This is a genomic window from Archangium violaceum (assembly GCF_016887565.1).
Taxonomy (GTDB): domain Bacteria; phylum Myxococcota; class Myxococcia; order Myxococcales; family Myxococcaceae; genus Archangium; species Archangium violaceum_B.
In genome coordinates, this window is sequence record NZ_CP069396.1 from 1,901,227 (window position 1) to 1,917,917 (window position 16,691).

Here is a 16,691-nt window from a genome sequence, read left to right on the forward strand (position 1 = left end):
CGCTGAAGTGAAAGAAGGGAGAGGGGCACCCGCCGGGTCCCTTCTCCCTTCTGTGTTTCCAGGGGAGGACATCCTCAGTCCTCGTGCGTGCTCGTCGTCGTCGGGCCCCAGGTCTCCTGGTCCTCACGCTTGAAGAAGATCGATTGGACGAAGCGTAGGAGCAGGAGGGGAAACGAGAACATAGCAGCGGGGGAGGGGCGCTTCGCCGAGGAATGTGCCGAGCCAGTGGAGTTGGAGGTGGCTCCCCTGGCGTGTCGTGCCGAGTCGTGCGGCTCAAGTTCTTTGACACTCTCTCGGCTTTTATTTACACAAGGAGGAAGCATGCAGAAGGTGTGCTGGGGAAAACTGCACATATTGGTCGTGCTGTTGTCTTTTGGTTTTGCGTGTGGTCCTGCCCCGGTAGAGGCGGGTAGCACCTCGATAGGCACCGCGTCGCCTGTACGCACCGACAGTCAATGGAGTGGCATCCTCGGAAATCCAGTGGCAGGCACTGGGCGCATCTTTCATGGAGGCTACCAGTATACGGTGGCGTTGAAGGTAGATGGCACCGCTTGGGCTTGGGGTAACAACAATAGCGGCCAGCTTGGTGATGGTACTGACATCCATCGCAGCGCCCCAGTTCAGGTGCAGAACCTCTCTGGGGTTGCCGCTATCGCCGCAGGTGGCTCGCATACGATGGCATTGAAAACAGATGGCACCGTCTGGGCTTGGGGCCAAAACGCAGACGGTCGGCTCGGCGACGGAACCAATATCAGCCGCCATACGCCAATTCAGGCGCAGGGCCTCTCTGAGGTTGTAGCCATCGCCGCAAGTGATGCGCACTCGCTAGCGCTCAAGACAGATGGCACCGTCTGGGCTTGGGGGTACAATGGCTCCGGTCGGCTCGGCGACGGAACCAGCATCAGTCGCTACACACCAATCCAGGTGCAGAACTTCTCTGGGGTTGCAGCCATTGCCGTGGGTGGCCTGCATACGATGGCGTTGAAAATGGATGGCACCGTCTGGGCTTGGGGCGGCAATGTCTACGGCCAGCTTGGCGACGGGACCACAACCGATCGCCGCGTGCCAACTCAGATACAGGGCCTCTCTGGGGTTGCGGCCGTGGTAGCAGGTGGCGCTCATGCGGTGGCGCTCAAGACGGATGGCACCCTCTGGGCTTGGGGCCACAACACATCTGGCCAGCTCGGCGACGGGACCAAAACAAACCGCTCCACGCCAGTTCAGATCCAGGGTCTCTCTGGGGTTGCGGCCATCGCTGCGGGTGGTCACCACTCGCTAGTGCTCAAGGCAGATGGCACCGTCTGGACTTGGGGCGACAACAGATTCGGTCAACTCGGCGACGTTACCAGAACCAACCGCACTACTCCGGTTCAGGTACAGGGCCTCTCGGGGGTCGTAGCCATCTCCGCAGGTGGTTATCACTCGCTAGCGCTCAAGGCAGATGGCACCATCTGGGCTTGGGGTCTCAACAACACCGGTCAACTCGGCAACGGCATCATGGACGGCCTGAGCCTCACCCCGGTTCAAGTACAGGGGTTCCAATTGTAGGAGAGGGAAGGGTAGACCGGGCCCATGCGCTGAAAAGGCGGCGGGCCCGGTTTTTCGCAGGTTCTTGTGTCGTCGGAGCATGTAGCCGCGGATGTAGCCTGTCGCGTACGAGGGGGCTTCAGAACCACCCCTTTCAAGGTCGATGGCAGGTGTTTCTTCTAGAAGGTCAACCAGGGAAGGAATGGCGAGCCAAGGCGACTTCGTACTCTATCAGGACATAGCCATTCAATGGAGCGCCCATCACTGGACGCTCTTGGGGTTGTCTGGTCTCTTGGGTGTCTCGGTTTCTTCCCAGCTCAGGAGAGCTTCTCTCCTTTGAGCACACGCGCTGTCGCCACGTGTTTGCGCACTGCCTCCCCCGGAGCGTAGCCCTTCTTCACCTTCTTCTTGGCTGCCCGGGGATGTTTGCGCAACGTCGCCGGCTTCACCTTCTTCGCCATTTCCAACAGGTCCGCACTCAGTTGCTCGGCGGATTGCACTTCCTGCTCGGCCCACTCCTCTGGCTCCACCATCACCATCATCCCTCCGTAGGTGAACTTCACCTCGGCGGCGATGTAGTAGGTGGACACTTGCATGTTGCTTGCCTCCAAGTCATGGCTGGCTTCCACTGCTGACTTCACCACTGACAACGCATTGTAGGCCAGCACCGCCACCCCAAAGGCCAGCAGTGCCGCTCGCGGCTTGCCCAGCCTCCTCACCTCGCTTTCCAGTACGGCCTCCAACTCTCCAAACATCCCCTCTATCGTCCAGCGCTTCCTGTACAACTCCGCCACCTCCAGGGCGCTCTTCTTCTCCGCCGGCACATTCGTGAGCAGTCGGATGACTGTCTCCCCATCCTCCGTTGGCTCATCCAAATGCACTTCAATTCGTCTCAGCTCCAGCGGTCTCTCTCCCTCCACCCTCACCGCCTGCTCGTACACCCTCCCCGTCTGCCCTCGTCCCACTTCTTGCTTCTCTCCCAGCGCGCTCGGATTGGGCGACACTCCATGCTCTCGAATGATGAAGGCCGCTTTCTTCTCCTCCATCGCTCGCAAAATCCCGCTCGTGCTGAAGTTCCTGTCCGCCAGCCACAGTTCCCCCTCCCTCACTCGCTCCAGCACCGGCCCCATCAACGCCCTCTCCTGTGCATGCGCATCCTCCGCGGGCAGCACATCCACCACCAACCCCAGCTCCGGCGCATACACCGCCAAGGACTGTCCGGGCAGTGCTGCTCCTCGGAAGTTTCTCAGCGGCTCGAGCCTCTTCTCGCTGGCCGGCAGGTGATTGCCATCCAAGACTCGCACCTGGTAGCCCGCCGCCCACGGCCCTTGTTTCTTCATGGGCCGTACCACGGGCAACAATCTCTCCGCGCTCCCTTGCACCAGCGCTCGCACCACCTGGGGCTCGGCGCGCTGTGCTTCAAACACCTCATCAATCCATTGCGAACTCAGGGCGTGCTCAAGCGTGCGGCGCACCATCACCGTGACGGGACTGCGCTGCGTGAACCGCTCCACAATTGCATTCAAGGCCACGTTCATTCCTCCGCGGATGGGCGCGAGGAATTCGTCTTGGCCGTCCGATTCTCCGGACCCACCTCCGCCCAGGTGGGCGTTCACCTTCCCACCTGACCGCTATGGTAGCACCCTCCACATGACCTTGAAAGTGGTGCGTTTGAAGGCCCTATTGAACGAGGCCTCTCTCTGGTAGCCGATGGCCGCCGAGAGCTCGCTCGGCACGGGCACCTCGCTGACCTGGTGCCCGTGCGCTGCCTGCTTCAGTAGCAGAGGTAGTTGTCGCTCCAGCCGTGTGCGGAATCCAAGGGCTCATTCCACGCGACGCAGGTCTTGTTGGCGATGGGGCCTGAGTTGGACCACTGGAATTGAAGCGTGCTGTTGGTGGACACACAGATGTAGTTATTACCCCAGCCGTGGGCGGAGTCGTTGGGCTCGTCCACGAGCGTGCACCGCTTGCCGGCGATGGTCCCCGTGGCGCTGAAAGCCAGGCCTTCGGCCTGATCGGTGCACAGGAAGTTGTCCTTCCAGCCATCCGGGTCGTTCGGCTCGTTGAGCTCGGCGCAGTGGGTACCCATGATCTTCCCCGCGGGGGAGAAGGCGAGCCTTTGCGTGTAGCACAGGTAGTTGTTTTCCCAGTTGTTGGGATCGGCCGGTTCATTCCACGACGCGCAGCGCATCCCGGCGACCGGGCCCAGCGAGGAATAGGTGAACTGCAGAGGGCTGTAGGTGGGCACGCAGATGTAGTTGTCGAGCCAGCCATTGAGATCGAGGACCTCGGTGATCTGGGTGCAGCGCTTCGTGAGCAGGGGCGGGAGTCCCGAATTATGCCAGCTCACCCCCTCGGAACCCGCGGTGCAGAGGTAGTTGTCCGCCCAGCCATGGTTGTAATCGGCCGGCTCGTTGACCAGGGTGCACGCGGAGGGGAACGGAGAATACTGGGACCGGAACTCGACGGGAGCCACACCATAGATCTTGCGCAAACCCTGAACGTCCAAGGTGCTCAAGGTCTTCCGGTTCCACTGGGCGCAGTAACTCATGGACGAGTCGGGGTCGTACTGGGTGATGACCTGGCCATCGGGCTGCTGATTGATGGTGTTATTACAGTAGCCGGGCGTGTTGGGTGTGTTTTCGGGAGAGTCCTGCTCGTGGTAGAAGCCCAGGGCGTGGCCAAACTCATGCAGGGCGATGACGCGGATGCAATATTCGCGATCATCTCCTGGCGCCCATGCGTCATCAACAGCGTCATTACAGGACTGGCTCCAGTTGGCGAAGGTGAAGTTGAGATACATGCTGGGGTTTTCACTGGTGACGCCGACGTAGGACCTCGCGTTGGAGTCCTCCTCCTTGATGCGGATGGCATTCACGGGAGTATTGGCGTTACAGGCGTCCCAGCCCGTGAAGCGGACACTGCTGTTATTGTCCCACTGTTCCTCGACAGTCTGCCTCACCCACGTCTTATACGAGTTCGAGTTGGCCGTGGTCCAGCAAACGGGAATGACAGTGATGCCCGAGGCGTCCGCGGGCCAGTAGCTGCCGGTCTTTCCATAGAGCGCCTCGCCCTGTGAACCCACGGCCACGACTTCCCTGTCCAGGACGCGCCGGGTCTCGGGTTCGCAAGCCACAAGAAGCGAGGAGAGCAATAAAAGAATCCGGGTTACCCCGTTGTCACGCAAGGAAATCTTCATTGACGGACTTTCTGTGGAGTTTGTTTTACTGCAAGTGAATTTGTAACACAGTGTGAAAGAGGGGCCAAGTGAAGACTTGATGCCCCGCAGGGCGATAGGAATTGCTGGGCTGGAATAATCCACCAAGCCAACCTGAGGACACGCCGAGGCTCAAGGTTTCAAACGCCTGGTGTCCGTCAGGAATACAGCCGCGGAGATGTCAGCGGCATGCCCTACGAGGGGCTGGATGGCCCCCAACCCCGTGCCCCCCCCGGCCTCAGCTGTGGACCGGGCGGGGGCGTGGCGCACCGAGTCGAGGCCCTGACCCACGAGGCCTACAGCCCGTTGACCGGGCCCGGGACGTTGCGCGGGGTGGTGCCGCCGTCACCGAGCTGGCCCGAGGCGTTGGAGCCCCAGGATCGCACGGTGCCGTCCGAGAGCAGCGCCAGCGAGTGGTTGCCGCCCGCCGCGACGGCCACCACGCCCGTGAGGCCGGTGACTGACACGGCCATGGTGCGGCTGCTGTTCGTGCCGTTGCCGGCCTGTCCCGCGAAGTTCTCACCCCAGGCGCGCACCGTGCCGTTGGAGAGCAGGGCGAGTGAGTGCGTGAAGCCCGCGGACACGGCCACGGCGCCCGCGACACCGGGCACGGGCGCCGGCAGCTTGCGGAAGCTGGTCATGGTGCCGTCACCCAGCTCGCCATACCCATTGGAGCCCCAGGCGAACACCGTCCCGTCCGAGCGCACCGCCAGCGAGTAGAAGTTGCCACCCGCGAGCGCCACCACGTTCGTCAGGCCGCTGACGGCCACGGGGGCCGTGCGGCCCTGTTGTGTGCCGTCACCCAGCTGGCCCACGGTGTTGTGGCCCCAGGCGCGCACCGTGCCGTTGGAGAGCAGTGCCAGCGAGTGCTGCGCACCGGCCGCGATGGCCACCACGTTGCTCAGCCCCGGGACGATGCCAGGGACATGGCGGTCGGTGGTGCTCCCGTCCCCGAGCTGGCCGCTGGCGTTGTCACCCCACGCGCGCACGGTGCCGTCGGCGAGCAGCGCGAGCGAGTGGACGCCTCCGGAGGCGATGGCCACCACTCCAGACAGACTCGGCACGACTACGGGCGCGAGGCGCGTCGTGGTGGTGCCGTCGCCGAGCTGGCCGTTGTCGTTGTAGCCCCAGGCGCGCACGGTTCCATCGGCGAGCAACGCCAGACCATGGCCGCTGTCACAGGCGATGGCCGTCACCGAGGCAAGCCCCAGCGTGCTCACGGGCAGCTTTCGTCCCACGGTCGTCCCGTCGCCGAGCTGCGCCCTGTCGTTGGAACCCCAGGCACGGACGTCTCCGCCCGTGCTGAGGAACAGCGAATGATGGTGCCCCGCCGCCAGGCGCAGCCGGTCCGGGTTCGTGGCCAGCAGGGATTGCACTCGCGAGCCCGGGCTCGCTTCACCTTCCTCCGGAGACACACCACACGCGCTCAGCAGCAGGCCGCCCACCAGCGGGAGGAATGACAGCCAACGGCGTGGAGGCCGCCGCCGTGACACAGGGGTTTCGACAGACATGACACGCTCTCTCTTCCGTTGTGCCGAGGGTTGTTTCCATCGGCTTGCGGGAAACGGCGGGGCGCTGGATTCTTCCCGGGAAGGCAGGGGGCTTGCCCTGACGGCGCCGCCGCTCCAGGCTGAGGTGCATGGGTTCCACTCCGCGCGCCTCGCTGCTCTGGTGGTTCTCTCGTAGGGGAGTGCTGTCCCTGCTGCTCGCGCTGGCCGGCTGCGCGCCGAAGCTCGAGCTGTCGCACGGCTTCATGAGGGCGGACCCGGAGCGGAACTTCCTGCTCTACCTGCAGGACAACACCCTGGTGCGAAGGCAGGGCGAAAAGGAGCAACGCATCCCTCTGGCGCGCTTCTGCTGCCTTCCGGAAGGGGCGCTGTCCGACTCGACGAACTTCGAGATCTTCCCCGGCGGGAAGCAGGCAGTCGTGTTCTCGAAGCAGAGCCGGGGCGGAGGAGGCGAGAGGTTGGCCCCGGCACGAGGGCCACCCCAGGCCGTGTGGTGTTGAGGATCAAGACAGCCAACAGGCCCAGGCTCCTGCCACGCACCTGATGGGAGCGCGGCCTGGGCAGGCCTGTGCCCCAAGGGGGCTCAAGCGGCCTGTCCACCGGCCGGGAGCATCGCTCGGGCGGCCCCGTCAGCGGCCCTCCTCGGCCCCTCTGCACCCTCCCTCCCCCTCAACAGGGCCCCCATCTTTCCTTGGCGTCTGTTTACTCGAGCGATGCGGCCCTCCACCGGGCGCGGTCGTCACCTCGTCCGGGTGGCGCGACGAAGCGGCAGCCGTCCGCGAGCCTCCGGATGGCTCCGTCGCCGTCAAAAGCTCACCTGCGCTGAGCGAAGCAGTGAGAGGCACGGTGATGCCGCCCTCATCTTCCGGCACCTCCAGCTCCCACAGCTTGTCGCCCGCCTCTACGAGCGCTCGCTGAACTTCCCTCACCGCGTCTTCGCGCGAATAGGGCCCCAACTGCGTCAGCCGCGCACGCATGACGGTTTCCAGTTCGGCGGCCGTAGCGAAGCGCTCGGCGGGGTTGCGCCGTAATAGCGTGTGGAGGATGTCGCGCAGCGGCACGGGCAACCCTTCCGCCGCGCGCTCGACGTCCTCGGAGCGGTAGGCCATGGCGCACCAGATGGCGTCCTCGGCGAACGGCGGCAGCTCCGTCACCATAGACGCCACCGAGGCCGCGAGTGCCTGCTCCCGTTCCTCTTTCGATAGTCGCGCCTCCACATCCTCAATGCGCAGGTGGCCCGGGTCGTAGAGATGCCGCCCGGTGGCAAACTCCAGCAACGTGAGGCCCAGGGAGAAGAGGTCAGCCCGTGCGTCCACCACCTCCCCCAGCAACATCTCCGGCGCCGCGTAGAGAACTTCGCACTGAGGACGCGGGAGCGAGGTCGCCAGTCGGCCCGCCAAGCGCGAGAGGGCCACCCCGAAGTCCGTCAGCCGCACCTCGCCGTGCGGGCCCATGCGGATGCGGGCCGGGTTGATGTCGCGGTTGACGATGCCGAGCGGCTGACCTGCGTTATCCGTACGCGTATGCGCATAGTCCAGGGCCGCCGCGACTTCCGCGCCCACGTAGAGGATGAACGCCTCGGAGAAGTAGCGTCCGCACGCCTGGGCCACGCTCAGCAGCGTGTTGATTGTCAGTCCCTCGATGTTCTCCATCGCCACGCACAGCCCACAGGGAATTTCGAAGAGGCCGTGGACGCGAGCAATGCGTGGGTGCTGGAGGTACTGCGCCAGCCGGACTTCCTCCTCCAGGCGCGCTCGGGTGTGCCGGAACTTCTCGGTCATGCCCGCCACTTGCGGCAGAGGGACGCACTTGAGCACCACGCAAGTTCCGAGTCCCTGGGGCGTGCGGGTCTGGGCGAGAAGGACTCGCTCGCCGACACGGCCCTGCCCCAAGTCCCGGAAGAACTCGTAAGAGGTGTCGCCGTTCGTGAAGAGGACAACGCCCCCGGCATGCCGAGAGTCAGTCGGATTGGACATGGGCGGGAAGCTCCTGGTGCCCGCGCGAGAGTGATTCGCGCAAAGGCAGGCACAAGGTAACGCCAGCCCACTCCGGGCGGAACGACGTGACAGGTCAAAAATCTCCAGGGATTTGACCATTCGAGTCAAGGTGAGCAACAGGTCCTGTTGGGTTCTCCCTGGACGGTCGTACTCGACGCACCCCGTCAAAATGGACGCTCAAACCTGTTTCCCGGGCGACATAACCACTAGCCAACATTTTCTTTTATACTGGTTATTCCGTTCTACCTGATTCTCCGGTATAGGGATGCTTATCCTTACCCCCCCGAGGTGAACTCAATGAACGGTATGAAAGCGCTTTCACGGCTCCTGACCGCCCTGTGTGTGGCATCGCTCTCCGGCTGTGCGGAGGAGGAGGGCGTGCAGGCCGAGTCCACGGATCTGGGACAGAACAGCCAGGCGGAGCTCGGCTATGACCCTGGCTCGGGCTGGCACCTGGCGTGGTCGGACGAGTTCAACACCAGCAGCCTGAACACGGCGAACTGGACCCCGCTGACGAGCAACTGGGACCCCGTCACGGGCAACTGTGACTTCGGCACGGGCGAGCTGGAGTTCCCGCGGGCCCAGAACGTCACGGTGACCGGCGGCAAGCTGGTCATCTCCGCGCAGCGTACCTACGACAACCCGCGCGACTCGCGGTGTTCCGCGCGCTCGTTCTACTCGGGCCGTATCCACACCAAGGGCAAGGTGGAGAAGCGGTACGGGAAGATCGTCGCGAGCATCAAGGTGCCCTCGGGCTACGGCATGTGGCCGGCGTTCTGGACACTGGGCGCCGACATCTCCCAGGTGGGCTGGCCCAAGAGCGGTGAGCTCGACATCCTCGAGTGGCACTCCAACGAGCCCACGTGGATGAAGTCCGCCGTGCACTGGGACTCCAATGGCAACCAGGCCCACTGGGGCACGGGTGCCAGCGGTGGCTACAACCTCGCCGACTCCTTCCACATCTACGAGATGGAGTGGAACTCCGGCAGCATCATCTTCCGCCTGGACGGCCGGGTCGCCAACGCCACCTTCTACAACCCGGACACCGAGTTCCAGCAGAACCACTACATCATCCTGAACCTGGCGCTGGGCGGTAACTGGTACGGCTTCCCGAGCCCCGATGCCATCGCGCTGCCCGCGGGTCAGACGAAGACGATGGAGGTGGAGTGGGTGCGTTGGTACCAGCAGGGCAGCACCCCGCCGCCCACCGGCACCGCCATCACCAACCCGAGCTTCGAGTCCGGCATGACGGGCTGGGCGACGTGGTCGCCCAACGGCACCGAGTCCTCGGCCTTCAGCGAGACCTACAACGGCGCGCACACGGGCTCCTACCACCTGACGCACTGGCGCAGCTCGCCGTTCGAGGCGTGGACGTACCAGACGAAGAGCGGCCTCGCGAGCGGCAACTACAAGGTGCGCGCCTGGGTGCGCAAGTCGGGCAACTTCAACTTCTCCCGTCTGCAGATCAAGACCTGCGCCTCCTGCGCGCCGGCCTTCACGACGCTGGGCGACTACGGCGCCTGGACGCTGGTGGAGACGCCCGCCATCTCGGTGACCGGTGGCTACGTGGAGTTCGGCTTCCACTCCCAGTCCTCGGCGTCCGACAGCTCGCCCGCGCTCCACGCGGACGACGTCGAGCTGATCAAGCTCTAGCTGTCCCTCGCGGTGGTGCCGAACTGTCTCGCGCAGAGCGCCGCGAGCCAGTCCATGAAGACCCGCACGCGCGGCGGCACCTTGCGCTGGTAGGGATGCAACAAGGAGAGCGGTAGGAGGGGCGGGCGCGCGTTCGGGAGCACCTCGCGCAGCCGCCCCTCCGCCAGGTGCTCCGCGACGCGGTAGGCCGGCACCTGGATGAGCCCGAAGTGGGCCAGGCACCCGGCGGCATAGGCCTCCGAGTCCGTCACCGTCAGGACGCCGGACATGGAGACACTCTTCAGCTCGCCGCGCACGACGAACTCCAGCGGATAGGGCTTCCCGGTGGAGTGCTCCAGGTAGTTGACGGCCTGGTGCCGCTCCAGCGCCTCGAGGGAGCGGGGCTCGCCGCGCCGGGCGAGGTAGCTCGCGCTCGCGCAGGTGATTTGCGGCATGGGCGCCAGCCGCCGCACGACCAGGTGGGGCGTCTCCACGGTTCCGGCGCGCAACGCGCAGTCCACGCCCTCCCGCGCGAGGTCGACGGCGCGGTCCCCGGTGCCGATCTCCACGTCCACCCGCGGGTAGCGCTCGTGGAACTCCGGCAGGGCCGGGATGACGACGTGCGCCGCCATTCCTCCCACCATGTGGACCCGGACCTTGCCCCGGGGCTTGCCTCCGCTCTGCGTCAGCTCCGCCTCCGCGTCCTCCACCTCCGTGAGGACGCGCGTGCAGCGCTGGTAGAAGTGCTGCCCCTCGGGCGTCGCGCTCACCTCGCGTGTCGTGCGGTGCAGCAGCCGGACGCCGAGCCGCGCCTCCAGTTGCTGCACCGCGAGCGTGACGGTCGCACGCGGCATCCGGAGATCCGCCGCCGCCTTCGTGAAGCTCCCCAGCTCGACGATGCGTGTGAAGACGCGCATCGCGTCGAAGCGGTCCATTCGCCTGCCCTCCGTGTCGGACGACGGCCCATTGTTCACGGAATCTGAACGGAGAACATGGCTTGCCGAAGTCGCAGGGGACGTCTCATGGGTCCATGGTGGACCCCCTGGCCGGCTCCGCGAAGCTGATCGACAAAGTCGGACCAGTTGCTCCCGAGGGCGCCCGGGACCTCCCTCCTGAAAGGACTTATCCCACCTGGCTCAAGGGGCCCAGGGGGCCGCGACGTTCCAGCTCGCGTCCGCGTTGTAGCTGGCGGGCGAGTCCCAGGTGGACCCGAACCCCGAGGCGATCCACAGCTCGGAGGCGGCGTGGCGGATGTAGCGCTCGGGGAAGTTGTAGGACTGGAACGAGACACCGGTGCCGGACAGACCCGGTTGGGCACAGAAGGTGGCGTCCTGGTCGAAGATGGTCGTCCCGTCGCGAGCGTCCTTGCGGATGCGGCTGTTGGAGTGCCGCAGGTACTGGCCGGGGTAGTTGCGCGACTCGAAGGAGTAGCAGCTGGACTCGGCCAGGCCGGCCACCAGCTTGAAGGTCGCGTCCTGCTTGAGCGTGGTGGTGCTGGCGCCGTCCACCACCTCGGTGAAGCCCAGGCTGTCGATGTGGCGCACGTAGCGGTTGGTGTAGTTGGGCGTCGTCACCTGGAGGGACTGGTACGCGCCCATGGGGACGCTCGCCTCGCTCCACCACGTGGGGGGAGAGATGCCCCAGGTCGCGTCCTGGCGGAAGCCCGTGGTGTTCTCGAGGGCATCCACCCAGACCTCGCCGTTGCGGTGACGCACATAGGCGCCGGGCTTGTTCTTGGCCTCCAGCGACACGCCCGACGAGGAGCCGTTGAGCGCCGCGCGGGCGCAGAAGGTGGCGTCCTGGTCGAAGAGCGCCGAGCCATCCCGCGCATCCCGGCGGATGCGGCTGTTGAAGTGCCGCAGGTAGCTGCCGGGGAAGTTGCGCGACTCGAAGGAGTAGCAGGCGGCGTCCGCCAGACCGGCCACGACCTTGAAGGTGGCGTCCTGCTTGAGCGTGCCGGTGCTGTTCTTGTCCACCACCTCGGTGGAGCCCAGGCTCTCGAAGTGGCGCAGGTAGCGGTTGGTGTAGCCCGGCGTCGTCACCTGCAGGGAGCGGTACTGTCCCAGCTGCACGAGCCCCAGGTTGTTGAGCTGGCGCGAGGCGTTGATCAGGTTGGTGTGAGCGGTGCGCACCTGGTTGGCATCCACCTTGAGGATGGCGCGATCGTAGGTGAAGAGACCATTCACCTCGCCCTCCACGTCTGTGATCTCCGTGTAGACGGCCGCGCTCAGGCCCGGCCTGTTCATCACGCGCTGGATGGAGTTGATGAGGCCCACGTAGCGGGAGGTGAGCGTCGCGCTGTCGGGGACCAGCTCGTAATAGAAGAACTTGCCATTGGGGCTCCAGTCGTGGCCGTTGACCATCAGGCCCAGGCCGCCGAACTCACCCACCACCGCGGCGCGCAGGCCGGAGGGACGAGAAGAACCCGGGCCCACGTAGACGTGCCAGTCGGCCAGGTCGCCGTTGCCACCATCCACGGCGCCGCAGCAGTTGATGCCGCTCATGTTGTCCACCAGGCGGGAGGGGTCCCAGCTCTTCACCAGGTCCGCCAGCCGGGCCTGGTCGTACTGGCCCCAGCCCTCGTTCTGCACCACCCAGGTGATGATGGAGGTGGAGCTGCGGTGCTCGTCGATCATCTCGCGCAGCTCGAGCTCGAACTGGGTGCGCGCCGCGGCGTCGGGCGTCTTGCCGGAATCCATCAAGGGCATGTCCTGCCACACGAGGATGCCCAGCTTGTCGGCCCAGTAGAACCAGCGCTGGGGCTCGACCTTGATGTGCTTGCGGATGAGGTTGTAGCCCAGGTCCTTGTGCTTCTGGATGTCGAACTTGAGCGCCTCGTCGGTGGGCGCGGTGTAGATGCCATCGGGCCAGTAGCCCTGGTCCAGGGTTCCGATCTGGAAGACGAACTGGCCATTGAGCACCGGGCGCACCACACCGCCCACGAGCTTGAGGGCGATGGAGCGCATGCCGAAGTAGCTCGTCACCTGGTCGACGACGGTGGAGCCGCTCTTGAGGGAGACGCGCAGGTCATAGAGGAAGGGGCTCTCGGGAGACCACGTCTTGGGATTGGGCACGGGGATGCGGAGTTCGGCGTCCACGCTGCCCGTCGCGCTGCCCACCTGGGTGGTGCCATCGAAGGCCACGGCCTCGACCGTCTGGCCGGAGAGGCCCGCGCCGCGCACCGTGAGGCGAAGGGCGGAGCCGGCCAGGTCCGGGGTCATGTCCAGCCGGGTGATGCGAGCCGCGGGCGTGGGCTCCAGCCACACCGTCTGCCAGATGCCCGAGGCGGCCGTGTACTCGATGCCCTGCGGATTGTTGGTCTGCTTGCCCACGGGCTGGGTGCCCGCGTCGGTGGGGTCATAGACGCCGACGATGATCTCGTTGGCGCCGCCGGTGACGTAGCTGGTGATGTCGAAGCTGAAGGAGTCGTAGCCGCCCCGGTGCGAGCCCACCAGCTGGCGGTTGACGTAGACGGTGGCCTCCCAGTCCACGGCGCCGAAGTTGAGCTGGACGCGGCGGCCGCTCCAGGCCGCGGGGACGGTGAAGGTGCGGCGGTACCACATCCGGTCCTGGTGACGTTGGATGCCGGAGAGCGCTGACTCGATGGGGAAGGGAACGAGGACACTCTCGGCGAGGTTCTGCCCGAAGGGAGGCGTCTGCCCCGCGGTGGCGTTGCCGAACTGCCACTCACCATTGAGGTTGAGCCAGTCGGAGCGGACCATCTGGGGCCGGGGGTACTCCGGCAGGGCGTTGGTGGTGGAGACCTGGGAGGTCCACTGGGTGGCCAGGGGCGGAGTCTTGGGGGCCCAGGCGGCCTGAGCGCCTTGGAGTGAGAGCAGGTAGCAGAGCAGGGGCATCAGCCGGAGGGCGACGCCGCCAGCACGGGTGAGTCGGGGGGATCGTGACATGATTTTCTCCGCGGGCTGGACTGAGGAGGCGGGTGCCGCCCGGATCGGGTCAAGGTCTTGAAAGCGAAAAGCCCGGTCCTCGCGTGGGAGGACCGGGCTTTTCAGACGAGCGTGTGAGTCAGACTAGGGAGCCCAGGGGGCCACGATGTTCCAGCTCGAGTCCGCGTTCAGGCCGTTGGCCGAGTCCCAGTCCTTCCCGAATCCCGACGCCGTCCACACCTCGGCGGCGTAGTGACGGATGTAGCGTCCGGGGTAGTTGAAGGACTCGAACGAGACACCGGTGCCGGACAGACCCGGCTGGGCACAGAAGGTGGCGTCCTGGTCGAAGAGCGCCGTGCCGTCGCGAGCGTCCTTGCGGATGCGGCTGCCGGCGTGCCGCAGGTACTGGCCGGGGTAGTTGCGCGACTCGAAGGAGTAGCAGCTGGACTCGGCCAGGCCGGCCACCAGCTTGAAGGTCGCGTCCTGCTTGAGCGTGGCGGTGCTGGCGCCGTCCACCACCTCGGTGAAGCCCAGGCTGTCGCTGTGGCGCAGGTAGCGGTTGGTGTAGTTGGGCGTCGTCACCTGGAAGGACTGGAACGAGCCCACGGGGACGTTCGCGTTGCTCTTCCACCAGGGGTCCGCCACGGCCCACGTCGCGTCCTGGCGGAAGCTCGTGGTGTTCTCGAGGGCATCCACCCAGACCTCGCCGTTGCGGTGGCGCAGATAGAAGCCGGGCTTGTTCTTGGACTCCAGCGACACGTAGAGCGAGGAGCCGTCGAGCGCCGCGCGGGCGCAGAAGGTGGCGTCCTGGTCGAAGAGCGCCGAGCCATCCCGGGCGTCCCGGCGGATGCGGCTGGCGGAGTGGCGCAGGTAGCTGCCGGGGAAGTTGCGCGACTCGAAGGAGTAGCAGGCGGCGTCCGCCAGACCGGCCACGACCTTGAAGGTGGCGTCCTGCTTGAGCGTGCCGGTGCTGGCGCTGCTCACCACCTCGGTGTAGCCCAGGCTCTCGAAGTGACGGACATACCGGTTGGTGTAGCCCGGCGTCGTCACCTGCAGGGCGCGGTACTGGCCCACGGGCAGCGGCCCCTGGTTGTTGAGGAGGCGCGAGGCGTTGATCAGGTTGGTGTGAGCGGTGCGCACCTGGTTGGCGTCCACCTTGAGGACGGCGCGGTCGTAGGTGAACATTCCATTCACCTCGTTCTCCACGTCTGTGATCTCCGTGTAGACGGCCGCGCTCAGGCCCGGCTTGTTCATCAGGGCCTGGACTCCTTGGATGAGGCCGACGTAGCGGGAGGTGAGCGCCGCGCCATCGGCGACCATCTCGTAGCCGAAGCCATTGCCGGGGCTCCACTCGTGACCGGGGACGCGCAGGCCCAGACCGCCGAACTCACCCAGCACCGCGGCGCGCTTCGCCGAAGGGGAGGGGGATGCCGGGCCCACGTAGACGTGCCAGTCGGCCAGGTCGCCGTTGCCACCGTCCACGGCGCCGCAGCAGTTGATGCCGCTCATGTTGTTCACCAGGCGGGAGGGGTCCCAGCTCTTCACCAGGTCCGCCAGCCGGGCCTGGTCGTACTGGCCCCAGCCCTCGTTCTGCACCACCCAGGTGATGATGGAGGGGGAGCTGCGGTGCTCGTCGATCATCTCGCGCAGCTCGAGCTCGAACTGGGTGCGCGCGGCGGCGTCGGGCGTCCGGAGGTCCATCAAGGGCATGTCCTGCCAGACGATCAGACCCAGCTTGTCGGCCCAGTAGTACCAGCGCTGGGGCTCGACCTTGATGTGCTTGCGGATGAAGTTGTAGCCCAGGTCCTTGTGCTTCTGGATGTCGAACTTGAGCGCTTCGTCGGTGGGCGCGGTGAAGATGCCATCCGGCCAGTAGCCCTGGTCCAGGGTGCCCATCTGGAAGACGAACTGGCCATTGAGCACCGGGCGCAGGTAGCCGCCCACGAGCTTGAGGGCGATGGAGCGCATGCCGAAGTAGCTCGTCACCTGGTCGACGACGGTGGAGCCGCTCTTGAGGGAGACGCGCAGGTCGTAGAGGAAGGGGCTCTCGGGAGACCACTTCTTGGGGTTGGGCACGGGGATGCGGATCTCAGCGCCCACGCTGCCGGTGGCGATGCCCACCTGGGTGGCGCCATCGAAGGCCACGGCCTCGACAGTCTGGCCCGCCACGCCAGCGCCCTGGACGATCAGGCGAAGCGCGGAGCCAGTCAGGTCCGGGGTCATGTCCAGCCGGGTGATGCGAGCGGAGGGCGTGGGCTCCAGCCACACCGTCTGCCAGATGCCCGAGGCGGCCGTATAGAAGATGCCGCTCGGGTTGTTGCGCTGCTTGCCCACGGGCTGTCCGCCCGTCTCGGTGGGGTCATACACACCGACGATGATCTCGTTGGTGCCGCCGTTGAGGTTGCCGGTGATGTCGAAGCTGAAGGAGTCGAAGCCGCCACGGTGCGAGCCCACCAGCTGGCGGTTGACGTAGACGGTGGCCTCCCAGTCCACGGCGCCGAAGTTGAGCTGGACGCGGCGCCCGCTCCAGGCCGCCGGAACGGTGAAGGTGCGGCGGTACCACATCCGGTCCTGGTGCCGCTTGATGCCGGAGATGCCGGACTCGATGGGGAAGGGGACGAGGATGCTCTCGGCGAGGTTCTGCCCGAAGGGAGGCGTCTGGCCGGCGGTGGCGTTGCCGAACTGCCACTCACCATTGAGGTTGAGCCAGTCGGAACGGACCATCTGCGGACGGGGATATTCCGGCAGGGCGTTGGTGGTGGAGACCTGGGAGGTCCACGGAGTGGAGAGGGGAGGGGGCTTGGGCGCCCAGGCGGCCTGAGCGCCTTGGAGCGAGAGCAGGCCACAGAACAGGGACAGCAGTCGCACAGCGACGCCGCCAGGACGTGTGAGTCGGGGGGGGGGTGTCATGATTTCCTCTGCG

The 16,691-nt window shown here is 65.7% G+C and carries 10 protein-coding genes; 3 read left to right on the forward strand and 7 right to left on the reverse strand.

Annotated elements, in window-relative coordinates; genetic code table 11:
• Positions 1 to 321 precede the first annotated feature (321 nt).
• Positions 322 to 1,548: an RCC1 domain-containing protein gene (locus JRI60_RS08055; protein ID WP_204225268.1), complete on the forward strand. Its 1,227-nt coding sequence runs from the start codon at positions 322 to 324 to the stop codon at positions 1,546 to 1,548.
• A 296-nt stretch (positions 1,549 to 1,844) separates the two neighbouring features.
• On the opposite strand, the gene JRI60_RS08060 is transcribed toward JRI60_RS08055, so the two are convergent.
• The 3 genes from JRI60_RS08060 to JRI60_RS08070 all read right to left on the reverse strand — a co-directional run bounded on the left by JRI60_RS08060 (position 1,845) and on the right by JRI60_RS08070 (position 6,255).
• Positions 1,845 to 3,005 carry a transposase gene (locus tag JRI60_RS08060; protein WP_430384398.1) on the reverse strand — a complete coding sequence of 387 codons (1,161 nt, stop codon included), beginning with the start codon at positions 3,003 to 3,005 and terminating at the stop codon, positions 1,845 to 1,847.
• 296 nt (positions 3,006 to 3,301) lie between these two features.
• A complete protein-coding gene (locus tag JRI60_RS08065; RefSeq protein WP_204225269.1) occupies positions 3,302 to 4,726 on the reverse strand; it encodes a hypothetical protein in 1,425 nt (474 codons plus the stop codon).
• A 314-nt stretch (positions 4,727 to 5,040) separates the two neighbouring features.
• Positions 5,041 to 6,255: an RCC1 domain-containing protein gene (locus JRI60_RS08070; protein ID WP_204225270.1), complete on the reverse strand. Its 1,215-nt coding sequence runs from the start codon at positions 6,253 to 6,255 to the stop codon at positions 5,041 to 5,043.
• A gap of 128 nt (positions 6,256 to 6,383) precedes the next feature.
• On the opposite strand from JRI60_RS08070, the gene JRI60_RS08075 reads away from it, so the two are divergent.
• Complete coding sequence (locus tag JRI60_RS08075) at positions 6,384 to 6,752, forward strand: hypothetical protein (protein WP_204225271.1); 369 nt, start codon at positions 6,384 to 6,386, stop codon at positions 6,750 to 6,752.
• Positions 6,753 to 6,881: 129 nt separating this feature from the next.
• Here the strand turns inward: JRI60_RS08075 and JRI60_RS08080 are convergent, their stop codons facing one another.
• Positions 6,882 to 8,228, reverse strand: a complete 1,347-nt coding sequence (locus JRI60_RS08080; protein ID WP_204225272.1) for a serine/threonine protein kinase — start codon at positions 8,226 to 8,228, stop codon at positions 6,882 to 6,884.
• Positions 8,229 to 8,555: 327 nt separating this feature from the next.
• On the opposite strand from JRI60_RS08080, the gene JRI60_RS08085 reads away from it, so the two are divergent.
• Positions 8,556 to 9,902, forward strand: coding sequence for a glycoside hydrolase family 16 protein (locus JRI60_RS08085; RefSeq protein WP_430384370.1), 1,347 nt, complete (start codon positions 8,556 to 8,558; stop codon positions 9,900 to 9,902).
• Here JRI60_RS08085 and JRI60_RS08090 read toward each other — a convergent pair.
• From JRI60_RS08090 to JRI60_RS08100, 3 genes are all read right to left on the reverse strand, one after another.
• Positions 9,899 to 10,816, reverse strand: coding sequence for a LysR family transcriptional regulator (locus tag JRI60_RS08090; protein ID WP_204225274.1), 918 nt, complete (start codon positions 10,814 to 10,816; stop codon positions 9,899 to 9,901). The genes JRI60_RS08085 and JRI60_RS08090 overlap by 4 nt on opposite strands.
• A gap of 201 nt (positions 10,817 to 11,017) precedes the next feature.
• Positions 11,018 to 13,789 (reverse strand): AbfB domain-containing protein, encoded by a 2,772-nt coding sequence (locus JRI60_RS08095; protein ID WP_204225275.1) that lies wholly within the window; start codon positions 13,787 to 13,789, stop codon positions 11,018 to 11,020.
• A 123-nt stretch (positions 13,790 to 13,912) separates the two neighbouring features.
• Positions 13,913 to 16,678, reverse strand: a complete 2,766-nt coding sequence (locus JRI60_RS08100; RefSeq protein ID WP_204225276.1) for an AbfB domain-containing protein — start codon at positions 16,676 to 16,678, stop codon at positions 13,913 to 13,915.
• Between the last annotated feature and the right edge of the window lie 13 nt (positions 16,679 to 16,691).